The organism is Streptomyces sp. NPDC088147, from assembly GCF_044741565.1.
Taxonomy (GTDB): Bacteria; Actinomycetota; Actinomycetes; order Streptomycetales; family Streptomycetaceae; genus Streptomyces.
Genome location: NZ_JBIUSY010000003.1, coordinates 862,375 through 878,607, shown reverse-complemented (window position 1 = coordinate 878,607; position 16,233 = coordinate 862,375). Strand labels below are relative to the sequence as shown.

At 70.1% G+C, this 16,233-nt stretch carries 19 protein-coding genes; 5 read left to right on the top strand and 14 right to left on the bottom strand.

Annotation, left to right across the window (positions count from 1 at the left end; all coding sequences use genetic code 11):
- Positions 1-76: 76 nt before the first annotated feature.
- From ACIOGX_RS14795 to ACIOGX_RS14755, 9 genes are all read right to left on the bottom strand, one after another.
- Positions 77-268: a DUF6257 family protein gene (locus ACIOGX_RS14795; protein WP_401913204.1), complete on the bottom strand. Its 192-nt coding sequence runs from the start codon at positions 266-268 to the stop codon at positions 77-79.
- A 77-nt stretch (positions 269-345) separates the two neighbouring features.
- Positions 346-729: a DUF6251 family protein gene (locus ACIOGX_RS14790; RefSeq protein ID WP_401913201.1), complete on the bottom strand. Its 384-nt coding sequence runs from the start codon at positions 727-729 to the stop codon at positions 346-348.
- 94 nt (positions 730-823) lie between these two features.
- Positions 824-1,006, bottom strand: a complete 183-nt coding sequence (locus ACIOGX_RS14785) for a hypothetical protein (RefSeq protein ID WP_401913198.1) — start codon at positions 1,004-1,006, stop codon at positions 824-826.
- Between the two features lie 24 nt (positions 1,007-1,030).
- Positions 1,031-1,417, bottom strand: coding sequence for an RRQRL motif-containing zinc-binding protein (locus ACIOGX_RS14780; protein WP_401913195.1), 387 nt, complete (start codon positions 1,415-1,417; stop codon positions 1,031-1,033).
- Complete coding sequence (locus ACIOGX_RS14775; protein ID WP_401913192.1) at positions 1,417-2,331, bottom strand: DUF2637 domain-containing protein; 915 nt, start codon at positions 2,329-2,331, stop codon at positions 1,417-1,419. Before ACIOGX_RS14775 ends, ACIOGX_RS14780 begins: the two co-directional genes overlap by 1 nt.
- Positions 2,328-2,618, bottom strand: coding sequence for a DUF6303 family protein (locus ACIOGX_RS14770; RefSeq protein ID WP_401913189.1), 291 nt, complete (start codon positions 2,616-2,618; stop codon positions 2,328-2,330). Before ACIOGX_RS14770 ends, ACIOGX_RS14775 begins: the two co-directional genes overlap by 4 nt.
- Positions 2,615-3,070, bottom strand: a complete 456-nt coding sequence (locus ACIOGX_RS14765; RefSeq protein WP_401913186.1) for a Pycsar system effector family protein — start codon at positions 3,068-3,070, stop codon at positions 2,615-2,617. The genes ACIOGX_RS14770 and ACIOGX_RS14765 overlap by 4 nt, the downstream gene beginning before the upstream one ends.
- Positions 3,067-3,342, bottom strand: coding sequence for a DUF6284 family protein (locus ACIOGX_RS14760; protein ID WP_401913183.1), 276 nt, complete (start codon positions 3,340-3,342; stop codon positions 3,067-3,069). Before ACIOGX_RS14760 ends, ACIOGX_RS14765 begins: the two co-directional genes overlap by 4 nt.
- A gap of 627 nt (positions 3,343-3,969) precedes the next feature.
- The gene (locus ACIOGX_RS14755; RefSeq protein ID WP_356509270.1) at positions 3,970-4,686 is read right to left on the bottom strand and encodes a GntR family transcriptional regulator; all 717 of its coding nucleotides are present in this window, start codon (positions 4,684-4,686) and stop codon (positions 3,970-3,972) included.
- Between the two features lie 56 nt (positions 4,687-4,742).
- Here ACIOGX_RS14755 and ACIOGX_RS14750 point away from each other — a divergent pair, with 56 nt between their 5' ends.
- Positions 4,743-5,570, top strand: coding sequence for a class I SAM-dependent methyltransferase (locus tag ACIOGX_RS14750; protein WP_401913179.1), 828 nt, complete (start codon positions 4,743-4,745; stop codon positions 5,568-5,570).
- Positions 5,571-6,474: 904 nt separating this feature from the next.
- On the opposite strand, the gene ACIOGX_RS14745 is transcribed toward ACIOGX_RS14750, so the two are convergent.
- The 3 genes from ACIOGX_RS14745 to ACIOGX_RS14735 form a co-directional block, all read right to left on the bottom strand.
- Positions 6,475-7,623: an HTTM domain-containing protein gene (locus tag ACIOGX_RS14745; RefSeq protein WP_401913176.1), complete on the bottom strand. Its 1,149-nt coding sequence runs from the start codon at positions 7,621-7,623 to the stop codon at positions 6,475-6,477.
- Positions 7,613-8,221 carry a DUF5819 family protein gene (locus ACIOGX_RS14740; RefSeq protein WP_401765967.1) on the bottom strand — a complete coding sequence of 203 codons (609 nt, stop codon included), beginning with the start codon at positions 8,219-8,221 and terminating at the stop codon, positions 7,613-7,615. Before ACIOGX_RS14740 ends, ACIOGX_RS14745 begins: the two co-directional genes overlap by 11 nt.
- A gap of 242 nt (positions 8,222-8,463) precedes the next feature.
- Positions 8,464-9,816 carry an ice-binding family protein gene (locus tag ACIOGX_RS14735; protein WP_401913173.1) on the bottom strand — a complete coding sequence of 451 codons (1,353 nt, stop codon included), beginning with the start codon at positions 9,814-9,816 and terminating at the stop codon, positions 8,464-8,466.
- Between the two features lie 575 nt (positions 9,817-10,391).
- Here ACIOGX_RS14735 and ACIOGX_RS14730 point away from each other — a divergent pair.
- Both ACIOGX_RS14730 and ACIOGX_RS14725 read left to right on the top strand, forming a co-directional pair.
- The gene (locus tag ACIOGX_RS14730) at positions 10,392-11,342 is read left to right on the top strand and encodes an SDR family NAD(P)-dependent oxidoreductase (protein WP_401913170.1); all 951 of its coding nucleotides are present in this window, start codon (positions 10,392-10,394) and stop codon (positions 11,340-11,342) included.
- A 49-nt stretch (positions 11,343-11,391) separates the two neighbouring features.
- Positions 11,392-12,315, top strand: a complete 924-nt coding sequence (locus tag ACIOGX_RS14725) for an SDR family NAD(P)-dependent oxidoreductase (RefSeq protein WP_401913167.1) — start codon at positions 11,392-11,394, stop codon at positions 12,313-12,315.
- A 118-nt stretch (positions 12,316-12,433) separates the two neighbouring features.
- On the opposite strand, the gene ACIOGX_RS14720 is transcribed toward ACIOGX_RS14725, so the two are convergent.
- Entirely contained in the window at positions 12,434-13,273 is an 840-nt protein-coding gene (locus tag ACIOGX_RS14720; protein ID WP_401913164.1) for a helix-turn-helix domain-containing protein, read from the bottom strand.
- A complete protein-coding gene (locus ACIOGX_RS14715; RefSeq protein ID WP_401913161.1) occupies positions 13,270-14,181 on the bottom strand; it encodes a helix-turn-helix transcriptional regulator in 912 nt (303 codons plus the stop codon). The genes ACIOGX_RS14720 and ACIOGX_RS14715 overlap by 4 nt, the downstream gene beginning before the upstream one ends.
- Positions 14,182-14,624: 443 nt before the next feature.
- Between ACIOGX_RS14715 and ACIOGX_RS14710 the strand changes: the two genes are divergently transcribed.
- Together ACIOGX_RS14710 and ACIOGX_RS14705 are read left to right on the top strand one after the other, a co-directional pair.
- Positions 14,625-15,080: an NUDIX domain-containing protein gene (locus ACIOGX_RS14710; protein ID WP_401913434.1), complete on the top strand. Its 456-nt coding sequence runs from the start codon at positions 14,625-14,627 to the stop codon at positions 15,078-15,080.
- Positions 15,081-15,489: 409 nt separating this feature from the next.
- Entirely contained in the window at positions 15,490-16,191 is a 702-nt protein-coding gene (locus tag ACIOGX_RS14705; protein WP_356509234.1) for a hypothetical protein, read from the top strand.
- Positions 16,192-16,233 lie beyond the last annotated feature (42 nt).

The following is a 16,233-nucleotide window of genomic DNA, read 5'->3' as shown; positions in this document are numbered from 1 at the left end:
CTCTGCCTGAAGGGCGGGCGGGCGGCCCGGGGCGGCCGGACTTCCTTGGCCGGTGTACGGCCGCCCCGGGGCGTAGTCACTTGCGGGTCTTGGCGGTGCGCTCCTCGCGCCGGCGGGCGCCGTCGATGATGCGGTCAACCTTGCGTTCCAGGTCGCTGCGGTCGATGTCCTCGCTGACCGCGCACCGCTTCGTCATCCGGGCCACCAGAACGGCGACCCGCGCCTTCTCACCCACGGTGAGGCGGGGCCCGTGCTGCTGCTGTGCCATGACGCTCCGATCCGGGCCGGACTGTCCGGTCCTCTGCCGCCCCCCGGCCATGCACACCGGGGAACGACAGAGGACCGTCAGCGCCGACGACGGGCCTTGGAGAGGGTCTTCGCCGCGGCCTCGCCATCCGCGCCGCCCACCGAGCGGACCACGGCGACAAGACCCCACGCCGTGGCCACGACCACGAGCGCGACGACGGCGAGGGACACAGCCATCGACGTGATCGCCGCGACCAGCATCGGACCGAAGAAGACGCCGCCGACGACGGCGCCGGCGCCGATCCCGGACCCGAGCGCGACGCGCTGCACGGTCCGGTCGGGTGCGGCCTGATGGATGTGGACGACCTGAGGACCGGCCGACTGCGGGGCAACGGCGGGCAGGGCCGCCGGATCGATGTAGGCGTGCGTGCCGTCCGGGAGCTGGACGACCGTACGCGGGGCCGGGGCGGGGAGGGATTCCACGGTGCCTCCGTAGCGGTGTCGGGGGGTGGTGCGGTGCGTGCCCCGGGCCGGATCCGATCCGGCGCCCTCGCGGCGTGGATGCCGGGGCGGTTGGTCAACGGCGCAGGCCCCAGCGGATGAGACTGCTGACCTGGTCAGTCACGTCGGTGACGCGTCCGGACTCCAGCTCGGCGGCCCGATCCTCCATCCGCGTCGCAGCGTCGTCCGCGCCCCGGTTGCGGAGCACTCGCGCCGCAGCGCGGTTGGCCTCGGCCTGGTTCCTCATTCGCTCGGTCATCGGGTTCCTCTCGGGTCGGTGTGGTCAGGCGGCGCGCTGTTCCTCGGGGTAGGCGCAGGTCACACACATGCCAAGCGACGTCGGGATGCAGTACCCGACATCCGCGCGGCACTCGGGGCACGTGCGGCGCGCGGCCATCGCTTTGGCGAGTGCGGCGGCGCGGCCCGGGGTCATGGGGCGGACCGGCAACGCGCGGTCGACGCGGTACAGGTAGGCGACCGCGACACCGGCCGTACGGCGGCGGGAACGGCGCATGACCTGTGCGGCGACGGCCTGCCCGCCGGGCCGCAGGCCCCGGGCCCGTAACTGCCGGCGCGTCGCGTAGCCGTCCGGGGCGAGGCGCCAGGGGAACGTAGGCACCCCGTGAATCGCCCCGGTCGGGTCGTAGCACTTCCCGAATGCCGGGGACATCAGACGACCGCCAGGGCCGCGTCATCCTGACGCGAATCGGTAACGGCGTCGTCGGCGGCGGCTCGTTCGGCGCGCAGGGTGTCGCGCAGACCGCGTGCCGCCGCCGACGACGTCCGGACCGCCTTACGGATACCGTCGGCCGTCAGCTCCTTGTCGGACCAGTCGGCCGTCAACTGGCGTGCCTCATCAAGCAGTTGGTCCGCTGTACGCGTCGGCCGACTGGTGCGTGCGGCGTCTGGAACCCGACCGGTCGCCCGACGGGAACGGCCCGACTCGGCGGCGACCGCCGACACGACCGGCACCGGCTCAACCGGTGCGGGCAGTTCGACCGGTACCGGGGCGGGCAGCGCGACCGGGTCGGCCGACGGCCCCACCGACGTGACCACAGGGGCGTCGGCCGACTCTCCCAGGTCAGACATCGACCGATTGATATCGATCGCAGTCGTTTTCTGACCATCTGTGCCATCGTCCGGTCGGTGGTCGTCCGGTCGGTGGTGCAGGACCTTCGCGACCAGATCGGAGCCGAAGTAGATCGACCCGACCGGCAGCGACGTGGCGAGCAGGACCAGCGCCCAGTTGGCCCAGTCCGGTTCGGCCAGTCGGCCCCAGGCAACCGACTGGCCGTGCAGCTCCGGCACGAGTCCGTGGACGTAGTTCAGGACCAGCGAGGCGACCGTGTAGGCGGCCAGGACCCGCAGCGCGAACGTCTTGTCCTTCGTGTCGGTCAGCACGAGCGTGGCGATCAGAGCGAGGGCCATCAGGCCGTCAACCACGAACGGGTAGAGGTTGGCGGCGGTCTGGTCCGCGCCGATCGCGCGGGCCACATCCCTCAGAGCGTTCCACGACACCCGGAACGCGAGACCGACCACACCGACCAGAGCCAGCACCAACATCGTCTTGGCGGTGCGGTTCATGCCGTCACCTCCGGCAGGGCCTGGACCGTAACGGTGGCGATCAGCAGGACCGGCGACGACGGGTCGTCGTAGACGTCGCTGGACTCGGTCCACTCCCACTCGGCACCGGCCGCGATCTCGTACCCGAGGGCGGCGAGGACCTGCGTCCGCTCGGTGAGGGTGGGCACGGGCGCGTCCCGGTACCAGTCGTGCTCGGGCCACAGCGACACCGACCCGGGCAGGAGCACCACGAAGGCGTGCCACCGGCCACCGTTGTTCGCCATCTGCGCCTGGAATGTCGCAGTCACAGCGCACCCCCCACCGCGATCACGGCGGCCACGATGAGCAGCACGCCGGCCGCGCACGTCACATCGACCGCGCGGCGCAGGTTGGTGAACTTGCAGACGGCGATCCGGGAGAGGTTCGCGATGTGCTGAGCACGCGTGTCCGCGTCCAGCTCCGTGCGGATCTCCTCGGCCGTGAGCGTCGCCCACCGGGGAAAGCCCACCGGCCGGGCACCACCCAGGTTCGGCCGGACCGCACGCAGCAGCAGACCGGCCGCGGCCACCAGCAGCGCCACCCCCAGCCCGCCGACCACGAGCGCGACGGTGGGAAGGTGGACATCCTTGGTGACCGTCCACACACCCGCCAGCAGCGCGCCGATGAACGCCAGCAACAGCCCGGCTTTGGTGTCGGTCCGCGCGATCTCGGCTTTCACTTCCGCGTGGGCGGCGGTCAGGTTCGCGTCCAGGGCGCTCATGCCGCACCCCCCGGCGCCGTCACCGTGGAGGCGGCGGACAGGTTCGAGAGCTCCCGGCGGGCGGCCAGCACCCGCCGACGGGCCCGCCGGATCCGGCGGATGTCCAGCTCGGTGGCCGGCCGGTCGATGGTCATGATCTGCGCGTCCAGCAGCTCGACGTCCGCCAGGATCAGCGGCATCTCCAGCTCGATCGCGTCCAGCTCGGCGGCCGTCGGCCCACCGTCGGATTCAGCGGCCGTAACAGCCGCCTGAACAGTGCCGATGAAGTACATGGGTCGTGTTCCTCTCACGGGTGAACGGCCCAAAACTGCGGCCCCGGTGGTAGGACACCGGGGCCGTGCGCCGTTGAAGCGGAAGGGTTCCGGCTCCCCTCGGCCCCGCCCGTACGGCGGCGAGCCGGACGGGCGGAGGAGGCAACCGGCCGCAGCACTCAGGCTGCGCAGGTAGTTGGTTCGGTTCTCCGGTTCGCACGGCGCTGCTCGTCCCGGGGAGGTCCGAAGTCCCGGAAGTCTGAGGTCGCAGCATCAAAGGTGTGCCGTGCGGTTCTTTAGAGCCGATGGCGTGTCCCCCATGTGGGGTGTGGGGCCCGGTTGTGACGCGGGCCCGTTCTCGGTCGGCTGGTCTCCACTCGCCTCGGCCGGAGTTGTCACGGCCGCCGTACTGCGGTGGATCACGCTGTGGAGTTGTCGGCGTGACGGAATCGCCCTTCTCCGAGAAGTTCCGGATCGGGCGGTGGCCACACCAAGAGACTGGACCGGTGGACCGGTCCAGTCAAGTGATGAATCCGCACCCCAAGGACCCTCAACAAGAAAGATGCAGGTCAGCGGCACGAAAAGTCATCAAAAAAAGCTGAACCGGTGGACCGGTCCAGCTTCCTTTAGTCGCCTCTGACGACCTGCCTACATCGCGTAGGCGTCCACCTGCTCGAAGAGCGAGGAGGGGGTAACCCCTTCCTCACAGACCAGCGGGCGACCCTCCTGGTCATGTGCCGTATGCAGCAACACAGCTACCGGCGATCCCGCCAGCACTCCCAAGCGATCCGCGTCCGCATCCGTGGCGACACGCACGGTGGTGACATCCACCCCCTCAACCGGGAACCGTCCGGTCTGTCGCCGGACATAGCGTGTCGTTCCTTCGGCGATTGGAGCGGTGTCGGCAAGGCGGGGTGCCGCCTCCGCGATCTCCGGGGGGAACCACGCCTCAACGCAGCTATTCGGCGTTCCGTCCGGGAGTTGGAGGACGCGGACACGCCGAAGCGCTCTCACCCCAGGCGACAGTCCGAGCGCGACGGCCACACGGGCAGGAGGTTCCGCCCAGTCGGGCGTACCGACGCGCAGGAACGGCATCCCACCCAAGATGCGCGCCGACCCCGCACGGCGAGCGCCGGCGGGACGTGCCACGGGTGTCTCCGTGACAACAAACCCGGTTCCCTGCTTGGCCACGACCACACCGTCGTTGCGCAGCACGTCCACGGCCTTGATGGCAGTGGCCCGTGACACATCCCACTGCTCGGCAAGGTCACGACCCGATGGGATCGTGGCCCCAGGGGCGAACTCACCAGCGGCGATGCGTGCGCGCAGGGACTCCGCGATCTCTTCGTACTTCAGAACAGCCATGGCTTCCCCTATTCCGCGCGCTGGACTGGTCCACCGGTACACACGATACTGCGACCATGTCGAATCTCGAATTGGCTCCCTCCGTGATGCGGTTCTACGGCGAGACAGTGAACGAGGACAGCCGCCTGCGTAGCTCGGCAGACGGACGGATGGAACTGGTCAGAACGCAAGAACTCCTCCGACGCTTCTTGCCCCCCGCGCCGGCACGTGTACTCGACGTGGGCGGGGGCACGGGGATCCATGCTGAATGGCTGGTGAAGGACGGCTATGACGTTGCTCTGGTGGACCCGGTACCCCGCCACGTTGAGGCCGCGTCGGCCGTGTGCCCGTCGGCTGTAGGGGACGCGCGCGACCTGTCAGAGCTGAGCGACAGTTTCGACGTTGTGCAGCTCCTCGGGCCGCTCTACCACCTGCCCGACCCCGCCGATCGGCATAGGGCGCTCACGGAAGCCTTCCGTGTGGCCAGGCCGGGCGGACTGGTCGCCGCGGCTGCGATCAATCGCTATGCGTCGCTCTTCGAGCACGTTACGTACGCCCACCTGCACACCGATCGAATCCATGACTCCGTCTCCAAGATTCTTGAGACGGCTGTTTACGACGGGACACGAGGGTTCACCCTGTCGTACTTCCACCGCGCCGAAGAGCTTGTGGCGGAACTGGTCGCCGTTGGGCTGACAGACGTGCAGGTCTTCGGCATCGAAGGGCCCGCCTGGTCCCTTGTGAAAACAGCGGAACAGCAGCCGGGCGAGGGCCCCACGGATGAGCTGCTTGCCTCAGCCATGGACGCAGCACGACTGGCAGAGCCGTACCCGGAACTCCTCGCTGCCAGCTCTCACCTGTTGGCGGTTGGCAGGGTTCCTGCTGGCACCGACGACTGGCATTGAGGCCTCGCCCGGCCTGGCCGGTTGTCCTGGTCTTTGTCCAGTGCACTGGCGGACGCCACGGTTCACCGCCGTACGCGCTTCCCGTCCGACCTGCCCAGTGAACGCCTATGGACGACCCCGTACGGCCGCGCGCACAGTTGGAAAGCGTGTTGGGGGCAACCCCTCACGAGTTCGAATCTCGTATCCTCCGCCATTGCTCTCACCGGGCAATACGTCGAAGGCCCCCGCAGCTTGCTGCGGGGGCCTTCGACGTTCGTCGTCGCGGTTCCGTCCCGGCCTCGCCGGCTTCGGGACTCGGTGGATTTTTTGTCGCGGGTCTGGCCCGGGAGCCGGAACCGCCCCCGGAGACGATGGGACGGATCGCGCAGGTGCGGACCGCGATGAGCGCGGTGGGCCCTTCGGTGCGAGCCGGCTGGTGGTGAGTTCCACGGGAGTGACGCACTGGCTGTGGAACGTCCAGGCAGTCCCCGTCCAACGCCCTTCCTGATACGCGAAGATCAGCGCGACGATGCTGTGGAAGCCGGGCTCGGTGTCGGCCAGAAGCTGACGGTAGGTGGCCGTGTCACGTGTGCTGGGGCCGGGAGGCCGGTGGGATGGGTGTGGCGGGGGAGCCGGCGAAGCTCGGCGGTGACGTGGGGCCGGGGGCCCTGCAAGGAGATGGACAGGGCCCCCGGCGCTTGTCGTAACGGCAAGGGTTGACGGGAACCGCCCCTGACGGGAAACGGTCGGCCCGCTTACACCGCGGCCGTGCCAACCCTCACCCAGGGCTCAGAGGCCGGGTTGGATTTCGACACGTGCGGTTCAACGAGGGTGCACACGGCCGGTTACTGCGAGGGCCCAGTGAAGCTCAGGAAGGACGCGGTCAACGGCCGGTGCGGACGGAGAGGTACCGGGTAGCCGGTGATCAGCCTGTTCTCTGTACGACGGCGGGGCCGGGCTGCGCCGGGACGGTCGCGGTGCCCTCACCTGATGAGCCCGGCTCGACGGTCTCTGTCAGACGCGCAGTGCGCCGCCACAGCCGCCCCAGGGACCGGTAGAAGCGGTCCGGGAGGAACGCGGCGTCCGCGATGATCATCGCGCCGGAGAAGAGCGGCAGTCCCATGAGTACCGCGATGCCGATGTGCATGCCCAGCAGCATGGTCAGGACGGGGTACTTGAGCCGACCGAACAGGACGAACGGGAAGGCGACCTGTAGCAGAACGGTCAGATAGCCGACGATGGCGATCAGCATCACGTGGCCGTCCGCCATGAGGGACAGGGCGGGCCAGGGCCGGAACAGATCGAGGTTCAGTACGTAGTGGAGAGCCGTGCCGTTGCCCCAGACGGCTCCCTGCACCTTGTACAGGCCGGCGGAGCCGTAGAGGATGCAGATCTGGGCGGCGATGACGAACATGCCGCAGTTGTGCAGGACGGTGACCAACGTCTTGCGCGCATCGCCGAGTTGGCCCGTACGTCCGGTTCCGCGTGAGTCGGCCGGCCGCTTCGGCGCCCCGTCCCGGGACGCTCGGAGCCGGGCCCTGCGCGCGTCGAGGGACCAGCGCCGGCCGCACGCGGTGAGGACGAGGTAGACGGTCATGAGGAGGATGAGGTTGTCTCCTCCGTCCGTCATGAAGATCGACCTGGCGTGGAACGAGGAGACCACCACGGCGAACAGCAGGGACACGGCTCTGGTCCGCCAGCCCAGCATGAAGAGCGCGGATGTCACCACGGCCAGCGCGTAGCAGACCTCGAAGTACGCCCTGCTGTCGGACAGCGTCAGGATGCTCGCCCATTCCGTCTGGTCGAGCAACTGCTTCGCCAGTGCCGGCGTCCACGCCGCACCCGGCCCCCAGATCTCGTCGCGGTGGGGGAACTCACGCAGCAGGAAGACGAGATAGAGCAGGCCGTACCCGATGCGCAGCACCGCCGCGGCGTACAGGGACACGGGCCGCCCGGTCAGTGTGGCCGAGAGAGCACCGGCCCGGCGGAGAAGCCCCGAGTCGTCCGTGCGCCCTCGTGGGCGGGAGCGGGGACGGGGTACGGATGCCGTGACCGGCTCTTGTTCAGTTCCCATCGGGGGTCACCTTCCACCAGGGGAGGACACGGATGTCGCTCGGCGCCGGTGCGGTCCTGGCCGCCGGGCGGCCGCCGTTCGCTGTGGCGGGCTGGGCGATGGGCAGACTGGTGACGCGAAGCTGAATGGACTCGAAGGCACCACGGCGATGGGCGGCGACACGGTCCGCCGCGATATTGCGCAGATACTTCTGGATCATTACGGCGCGTTCCGAACGCGGCTCGTCATCGCTGCCGTGCAATTCGGTGTAAGAGGTCCAGGCCCGGCGCAGCATGTTCTGTGTCGTATGGCTCGGGAAAACGTTGTGCTCGACCGCTGAATCATCAACTCCGCTCAGATCGAACCATGTGCTCACCCGCACGGTGCCGTCCGCGGTCAGGTGCGCGGTTCTCGCCGAGATCTGCCGGTTGATCGACTCGGGTTCCGGCGCGAACAGCCGCCAGTTCTGCTCGAACAACGGATAGACCCACGCGGTGACCTGCCGACTGAACTGCTGGGAAACCGGGTTGGGAGGTGCCACATGCAGAAACACCATCAGCACATGGATCAGAGAAACCGCCAGGCACAGCACCACGGCCGCGCCCAGCCCCGCCTTCAACGGACCAGTCGGCCTTGACGGACCACGGGCCGCGGGTGATTCCCCGGACGATCCTGGTGAGGCCGGCCCCGCACCTGTCTGCTCCCGGTCCTTCACATTCACTGATTCAAAGCCACCCGGCACAGCCCCACCCGGCCTTCCAACTCGGCTGCTCACCTGCGTATTTCCTGGACCTTCACCGGTGGCGCGGGACGGAATCGAGGACGACGTTCCGCCGCGCGCCACCGGTCCTGCTCGCACTCTTAGCCGTTGAAGCCCTCGGGCTCGCCAGGCTGGTCACCATGGCCCTGGTCACCGGACATGTCCGGCTGATCGCCGTAGCCCTGGTGGCCTTCCCAGCCTTCCGGCTTGCCGTGGTCGCCGTGGTCGCCGTGCTCGGGCTTTCCGTGGTCGCCGTGGTCGGGCTTGCCGTGGTCGCCGTGGTCACCGTGGTGAGGCGGCTTGCCGTGGTCACCGTGGTCGCCGTGGTGAGGGGGCTTTCCGTGGTCACCGTGGTGGGGAGGCTTGCCGTGGTCGCCGTGGTCACCATGGTCGCCGTGGTGAGGCGGCTTCCCGTGCTCGCCGCCATTGCCGCCGGTGACGTTCCCGCCCGTGATGTCGCCGGTGACGTTCCCACCGGTGATGTTGCCGGCCGTGTTGCCCGCGACGATGCCGCCCGTCAGGGCACCTCCCAGAAGGCCGCCGTTGGTGACGCCACCCGTCGTCAGGCCACCGAGAACCCCGCCGAGCAGGCCGCTCGTGGCGCTGCCCGATGTACCGGCGCTGGTGGTTCCGGTGGTGGTTCCAGCGGTGGTTCCAGCGGTGGTTCCAGTAGTGGTCCCGGTGGTGGTAGTGCCGGTCGTGGTGGTACCGGTGGTCGTGGTCCCCCCGGTGGTGGTGCCGCACTGCGGGCGGGTGATCCTGTTGGTGTCCAGCGTCACCGAACCATTACGGGCCAGAGCCCGGCCGTCGATGCTCGCGTTCGTGGTCACCGAGATGGAGGTCAGGGCCATGATGGTGCCCACGAAGGTGGTGCCGGTGCCCAGCGTGGCCGAGCTGCCGATCTGCCAGTACACATTGCACGGCGAAGCGCCGTTGATCAGGAGCACCCGGCTGGCGGACGCCGTGGTCAGACCCGAACCGACCTGGAACACCCAGACAGCGTTGGGGTCGCCCTGGGCGTCAAGGGTGAGGGTGCCGGTGAGCCCGAGCGTCGACGAGGCGGTGTAGACGCCCGGAACGAGGGTCAGACCACCGGCGTCCGCCGGAAGGGCCGCGTCCGTGGCCTGGCCGGCGGCGTTGTTGTACGCCGCGACGAGGTCCGACTTGGCCTGAAGGGCAACCGCGTCCGCGGAATGCTGAACCCCGTTCACCAGACCCGGAGGGAACCCGCTGATCGCCGTTCCCGGACTCACGCCGAGGTCCCCGGTGATCACCGAGGGACCGGTGTTGGTGACAGACTGACCGGCCAGCACCGCGAAACTCGTCGCCGTACCCAGTGGCACGGGAGTGGCGAGGGCATTCGCCCTCGTCGACGTGGCGGCGATCACCGTGGCGGCGAGCACCACGGTGAGTACCGACCAGGCCCAGGCCGACATCGTGCGTCTTAGCGTCACGACAGGAAGATTCAACGTCATCGAGAGACCAACTCCTGAGTGGGACGGTGGCGTAGCGGGCACTTCCCGGGTTGCACAGCCCGTCTTTTTTCTGTCGTTGGGATACAACACCGACAAGTGCGCGGCGATACGGCGCATATGGGTGATCTACGCGAATTCGCTATTCAGCCTCTATTCGAGGAAAGCACCCTCGGGCGTGGCGTGAGCCAAACGGGCCCATGGCTTGCCAGACTTGGCGGATCGACGCTTCCTCTCCCCGTGAATTCAGAAGAAACATTTCTTCTTCTGCGAATCGGAACCGGGATGATCATCACGCGATGAAAGTGAAATTGTCGCCGTGGATTCATTGACCAAGGCGCGGAAAGGATAAGTGCTATTACATTTCCGTCGTTCAGCCGTGTGCATTTCATCCGGAAACGCGATGGATGCGGCGGGCGGGTCGGTGCTGGAGGCGGGCCGTGTTTTATTCCCCGGGTGGCCCCGGCGCTGCCCCTCTCGGGGGAGTACTGGCCCCGGTCGTGGGCCCGGCGGAGGGTGGAAGAGCACGTTCCCGACCACGACTTCAGGGATGTTCCATGGCTCTTCTCACCACCCCCTTCGACCGTGAGTCCACCGCTGACGAGGTGCTCGCGGGGGTTGACCTGCACGGTCGTACCGCGCTGGTGACCGGCGGTTCCTCCGGGGTCGGGACCGCGACCGCCCGAGCGCTCGCCAGGGCCGGGGCCCGGGTCGTGATCGCCGCCCGGGGCCTGGGCCGGGCACGTGAGGCGGCTGCCGAGATCACGGCGGACACCGGTAACGGGGCCGTGAGCGCGGTCACGCTCGACCTCAGTGATCCCGCTTCGGTGCGCGGCCTCGTCCGCGCCTGGGAGGGCCCGCTGCACATGCTGGTCAACAACGCGGGAATCATGGCGCTCCCGGAGCTGGACCTCACTTCTGATGGGTGGGAGCGCCAGTTCGCCACCAACCACCTCGGCCACTTCGCTCTCGCCACCGGGCTGCACGATGCGCTCGCCGCCGAGGGCGGCCGGATCGCGGCCGTGAGTTCAAGCGGTCATCTCTTCTCCCCTGTCGTGTTCGACGACATCAACTTCCGTGAGCGGCCGTACGAACCCTTCCTCGGCTACGGGCAGTCGAAGTCGGCCGTCGTCCTCTTCGCGGCCGAGGTCGTCAGGCGCTGGGCGGCGGACGGGATCACCGCCAACGCACTCATGCCCGGCGGGATCAAGTCCCCTCTGCAGAAGCACGCCTTCGGCGAGGACATGTCGGACGAGGCCCGCGCCGTGTACGACAACTACCCATGGCGCAGCGCGGACCAAGGCGCCGCCACCGCGGTCCTGGTCGCCGCGTCCCCGCTGCTCGACGGCGTCAGCGGCCGGTATTTCCAGAACTCCAACGAGGCGCCCGTCATCGACCCCGTGCTCATCGGGCAGGTGGCGGAGCCGGTCGGCGTCGCCCCGTACGCCCTCGACCCGGAGAACGCGGCGCGGCTGTGGGACCTGTCGGCGAAGGCGGTCGGCGCCTGAGCCCGCCCGTGCTCCCGCTTCTGTACCTGGATAGAACAAGGGCACTTCCATGAACCAGCCTCTTCAGACCCCCTTCGGCTTCTCCTCCACCACCGAGGACGTCCTCAAGGGCGTCACGCTGACCGGCAGGCGGGCCGTCGTCACGGGAGCCACCTCCGGCCTCGGCACCGAGACCGCCCGCGCGCTCGCCGCCGCAGGCGCCGAGGTGGTCCTCGCGGCCCGCCGGCCCACGGCCGCCGCCGAGGCTGCCGCCGAGATCGCGCGTACGACGGGCAATCCGCGGGTCAGCGCCCGTGCCCTTGATCTCGCCGACCTGCGCTCCGTCCGTGCCTTCACCGAGACCTGGACGGGCCCGCTGCACATCCTCGTCAACAACGCGGGAATCATGGCGCTCCCCGAGCTGAGGCGCACCCCCGAGGGCCGCGAGCTCCAGTTCGGCACGAACTACGTAGGTCACTTCGCGCTCACCCAGGGGCTGTACCCGGCGCTCGCCGCCGCCGGGGGTGCGCGCATCGTGTCCGTCAGCTCCCTCGCGCACCTCATGTCGCCGGTGGTCTTCGACGACTTCGACTTCCGCTTCCGGCCGTACGAGCCCTGGTCGGCGTACGGGCAGTCGAAGACCGCCGACATCCTGCTCGCCGTCGGCGCGGACCGGCGCTGGTCCGGTGAGGGCATCCGCGCCAACGCCCTCAACCCGGGCGCCATCGCCACCAATCTCCAGCAGCACACCGGTGGCCTGCGCACCCCCGAGCACCTGCGCAAGACCGTCCCCCAGGGCGCGGCGACCAGCGTCCTGCTCGCCGCGTCGCCCCTGCTGGAGGGCGTCGGCGGACGGTACTTCGAGGACTGCGCGCAGTCGCCGGTGGCCGAGAGCAGCGGGGCCCTCGGGTCGGGCGGCGTCGCCCCGTACGCCCTCGACCCGGAGAACGCGGCGCGGCTGTGGCGTACGGCCGAGGAGCTGATCGCCCTCTGAGCGCCGGGGACATGACCTCCGTCGGGCTCCGTCGGCCTTCGTCGGGATCCGTCGGGATCCGTCGGGATCCGTCGGGATCCGTCGGGCTCCGTCGGCCTCGCTCAGGAGGGGACGGGCCTCAGGGCTTCGCCGTCACCTCTCGCACCAGACGGTCCAGCGCGGCGGCAGACGGGGTGCCCGGGTCCGCGGTGTGGACGACGAGCAGGGTGCCGGGCAGGCCAGGAACGGCGAAGCGCCGGTACTCCAGACTCAGGGAGCCGACGGACGGGTGGTCGATCTCCATGGTGCCGCCGGGCGGTGGGCTCACCTCGTACCGCTTCCAGAGCGCGCGGAACTGCGGTGAGGCCGCCATGAGTTCGTCGCGCAGGGCTCGCAGGCGCGGATCGTCCGGGGCCTCGTCGGCGAAGGCGCGCAGTGAGGCGACGGCGCGGGCGAGGAGTTCGGGGGCGTTGCGGTAGCGGCGGCGGACGCTGTCACCGAGGAAGGCGGCGCGCAGCAGATTGACACCGGGGCGGTAGAAGGGGGCGAGAGCGGTGGCGGGCGGGGTGGCGGCGAGCACGTCGAGGTAGGCGTTCTGCACGACCGCCGGAACGTCGCGCCACACGGTGAGCAGTTGTCGCAGCCCCGCGGGCAGCCGGCCGGCCGTGTCGCCGGGCCCGGCCGGGTCGTCCGGGGGCAGCTGACCGGCGAGGCGGTGCAGGTGGTGGGTGGCGGCGGGGTCGAGGCTCAGGGCACGGGCGAGCGCGTCGAGGATCTCGGGTGAGGGGTTGCGGTCTCGGCCCTGTTCGAGGCGGGTGTAGTAGTCGGCGCTGATCCCGGCGAGGCCGGCCAGTTCCTCGCGACGCAGGCCGGGCACACGGCGGCGGCCGGGGCCGGCCGGTACTCCGGCGCGATCGGGGTCGAGTGCGTCGCGGCGGGTGCGCAGGAAGGCGCCGAGCGCGGGCGACGGGGCCGTCACGAGGAGGCCCCTTCGGAGGGTGGGGAGGTCGCCTCGGAGGGTGGGGAGGTGACATCGGAGCGTAGGGCTGTGACGTCGGAGCGTGGGGCCGTGACGTCGAGCGAGGCGAGCAGTGCGGCCTCCCTGCTGCCGAGCGGGGCGTGGTAGACCACCAAGACCTGTCCCTTGTCGGGCAGAAGGGTCAGCTTTTCGTACGAGAGGTCCAGAACACCGAGCGTGGGGTGGATCAGGCGGGTGCCGCCCGCGGTGCGCGGACGCACGTCATGCCGGTCCCACAGCAGCCTGAACTCCTCGCTGCCCGAGCGGAGTTCGGCGATCAGCCCGGCGAAGCGCGGATCGGTCGGCGCGGGTCCCGCCTGGGCGCGCAGGGAAGCGACGACGGAGGCGCTGACGCGGTCCCAGTCGTCGTAGAGCGCGCGGACGCGGTCGCCAAGGAAGGTGGCGCGCAGCAGGTTGACGCCGGTGCGGTAGCTGGGCGAGAGCGCGGTGGCCAGGGGATTGGCGACAAGGACGTCGTGGTAGCGGCCCTGGACGAAGGCGGGGGTGTCGGTGCGGCTGAGCACGAGGTGGCGTACGGGCTCGGGGACGGTCTCCGGGGCGTACGGCGCCGGGTGTGCGGGGCGGCCCCGGGCGAGGGCGTGGAGGTGTACGCGGGCATCGGCGTCGAGACGCAGGACGCGGGCGAGCGCGTCGGTCACCTCGGGTGAGGGGCGCCGGTCCCGGCCGCGCTCCAGGCGCAGGTAGTACGCGGCGGAGATCCCGGCGAGCGCGGCGACCTCCTCCCGCCGCAGCCCCGGCAGCCGCCGGCGGGGCGAGGCGGTGAGACCCACCTCCTCGGGCCGTACGAGGGCCCGCCGCGCATGCAGGAAGTCGCCGAGCGAGCTGAGGGAACTGGTGGAGGGAGCCACAACCTCCACGGTAGACGAGGTCACCGCGGAGGGCGGCGGCCGGACGAGCGTGGAGGGGGGCGGGCGACACCTCGTTGCCAGCGGCGGTACTGGAGGTTTCCGGCGAGGCACAGAGGCACAGCAGCCGGCCATGCCGACGACCGCGCGACGGCCCGCAGGCGGAAACCCGCCGTGGCAGTCGTGGCGCGCGGGCTCGGCGTCGCGGAGGCGCGGGCTCGGGCTCGGGCGACAGCGCAGGCTCGGGCGACAGCGCGGGCTCGGGCTCGGGCGACAGCGCAGGCTCGGGCGACAGCGCGGGCTCGGGCTCGGGCGACGGCGCAGGCTCGGGCGACAGCGCGGGCTCGGGCTCGGGCGACGGCGCAGGCTCGGGCGACAGCGCGGGCTCGGCGGAGGCGGCTAGAGTCCGCTCCGTGAGCGAGCACGAGCACGAGCACGAAGCGAGGATGGCCCGCCCTCGTATGGCCGCCGGCGCCCTCTTCTTCGATGACGCCGACCGAGTTCTGCTCGTCGGCCCCTCGTACAAGGACTATCGCGACATCCCCGGTGGATACGTCGAGCAGGGGGAGTCGCCCCTGCGGGCCTGCGTGCGCGAAGTCCACGAGGAGTTGGGCATCGAGCCCGCCATCGGCCGCCTGCTCGTCGTGGACTGGGCGCCGAACCCGGGAGAGGGCGACAAGGTCCTCCATCTCTTCGACGGGGGCCGCCTCACCGCGGACGAGTGCCAGCGCATCGCGCTACAGGCCGACGAGCTCCGCGGTTACGCCTTCCACGACGTCGGAGAGCTGCCGGAGCTCACCATTCCCCGCCTCGTACGCCGTATCACCGCCGGGGTCGAGGCCCGCGCCAACGGCGTGACCGCCTACCTGGAGCATGGAACGCCGCCGGAAACAGCCGCCTAGCCAGGGGGCACCGTTCGCCTCGTCGAAGGGGTCCGCAGGACACGCGGTACGCACGTCCCGTCCCTCCGCAGCCGCCGCCACCCCGCCGCTGGGTGGATCAGGAGGGGCGGATCCGGGGGGCGGGTCAGGACGCGGACGGGGTCCAGGCGGCGGACGGGGTCCAGGCGGCGGGGAGGCCGGACCGGGCGAGTACGGCGTTGCGGCTGTAGCTGTCCTGGTCGGGTGAGGTCGTGAGGGTTGTGAGGGTCGTGAGGGGGATCACAAGGGCAACGCCCGGCTGCCGCGCAACCTTCTGACGGCCCGGCCGATCACACCGGTGTACGCACGCACGGCTGCGTCACGCTCGCCCTCGTCCCGCCGGGCGGCTGCCGTACGGCCGGGCTCCACCGGGTTCCCCTGGGAGGGTTTCATGAAGCTCCACCGCGTTCTGGCAACCGCAGCAGTCACGGCCGTCCTCAGCCCCGTAGCCCTGTTCGTGGCCCCGGCCGCGTACGCGACGTCGGAGTCGGCGAAGCCGAGCGCCGAGCCGTCCCCGACGTATACGCGCCCGGCGTTCTGCTCCGGCATCCCGGACGAGGAGCGCGGCAAGACGTCGCTGCGCGGACTGCCGGAGACGATCGTCGCCGGGTCCGGCTGGCACGCGTTCACCTACCGCGTGACCAACGTGTCCACGATCAAGGTGATGGAGACCGATGTCTCCCTCTACCTCGGCACCGGCGACCCGGAGATCGACGATGTCGCCCAACTGGGCGTCACGGTCGAGTGGTTCGACTCGGCCACCGGACAGTGGAAGGCCATCGAGGGCGAGGGCGCCGACGTCCTGGACAACGAGGAGTTCGCCACCGTCGGGACCCTCGCACCGGGCGAGTACGCGGACGCCGAGATGCGCCTCAAGGTCGGCGAGCGGGCCAAGGCGGGAACCGGCTACTTCTTCACCACCGGCCACTCGTACGGCGAAGACGGACAGTGCGGCTTCGACGACATCAGCCAGTTCGACTTCAGGATCGTCACCCCCGGCAGCGAGCCCACCCCCGTCGGTGGGGCCGCGGTCGCCATGGGTGCCGGGGCCGTGTTCGTCGTACGTCGCCGTCAGGCCGGATCCGCCGCGTAGTCGCGCGGCCTCGCAGGCCGCAGGGCGCCGCTTCCGGGGTCC

What these genes read in the sequence shown, in the direction of transcription:
- ACIOGX_RS14795 (WP_401913204.1), bottom strand. Translation starts at nt 268, where the DNA reads ATGGCACAGCAGCAGCACGGGCCCCGCCTCACCGTGGGTGAGAAGGCG.
- ACIOGX_RS14785 (WP_401913198.1), bottom strand. Translation starts at nt 1,006, where the DNA reads ATGACCGAGCGAATGAGGAACCAGGCCGAGGCCAACCGCGCTGCGGCG.
- ACIOGX_RS14780 (WP_401913195.1), bottom strand. Translation starts at nt 1,417, where the DNA reads ATGTCCCCGGCATTCGGGAAGTGCTACGACCCGACCGGGGCGATTCAC.
- ACIOGX_RS14775 (WP_401913192.1), bottom strand. Translation starts at nt 2,331, where the DNA reads ATGAACCGCACCGCCAAGACGATGTTGGTGCTGGCTCTGGTCGGTGTG.
- ACIOGX_RS14765 (WP_401913186.1), bottom strand. Translation starts at nt 3,070, where the DNA reads ATGAGCGCCCTGGACGCGAACCTGACCGCCGCCCACGCGGAAGTGAAA.
- ACIOGX_RS14760 (WP_401913183.1), bottom strand. Translation starts at nt 3,342, where the DNA reads ATGTACTTCATCGGCACTGTTCAGGCGGCTGTTACGGCCGCTGAATCC.
- ACIOGX_RS14755 (WP_356509270.1), bottom strand. Translation starts at nt 4,686, where the DNA reads ATGGCTGTTCTGAAGTACGAAGAGATCGCGGAGTCCCTGCGCGCACGC.
- ACIOGX_RS14750 (WP_401913179.1), top strand. Translation starts at nt 4,743, where the DNA reads ATGTCGAATCTCGAATTGGCTCCCTCCGTGATGCGGTTCTACGGCGAG.
- ACIOGX_RS14745 (WP_401913176.1), bottom strand. Translation starts at nt 7,623, where the DNA reads ATGGGAACTGAACAAGAGCCGGTCACGGCATCCGTACCCCGTCCCCGC.
- ACIOGX_RS14730 (WP_401913170.1), top strand. Translation starts at nt 10,392, where the DNA reads ATGGCTCTTCTCACCACCCCCTTCGACCGTGAGTCCACCGCTGACGAG.
- ACIOGX_RS14725 (WP_401913167.1), top strand. Translation starts at nt 11,392, where the DNA reads ATGAACCAGCCTCTTCAGACCCCCTTCGGCTTCTCCTCCACCACCGAG.
- ACIOGX_RS14710 (WP_401913434.1), top strand. Translation starts at nt 14,625, where the DNA reads ATGGCCCGCCCTCGTATGGCCGCCGGCGCCCTCTTCTTCGATGACGCC.
- ACIOGX_RS14705 (WP_356509234.1), top strand. Translation starts at nt 15,490, where the DNA reads ATGAAGCTCCACCGCGTTCTGGCAACCGCAGCAGTCACGGCCGTCCTC.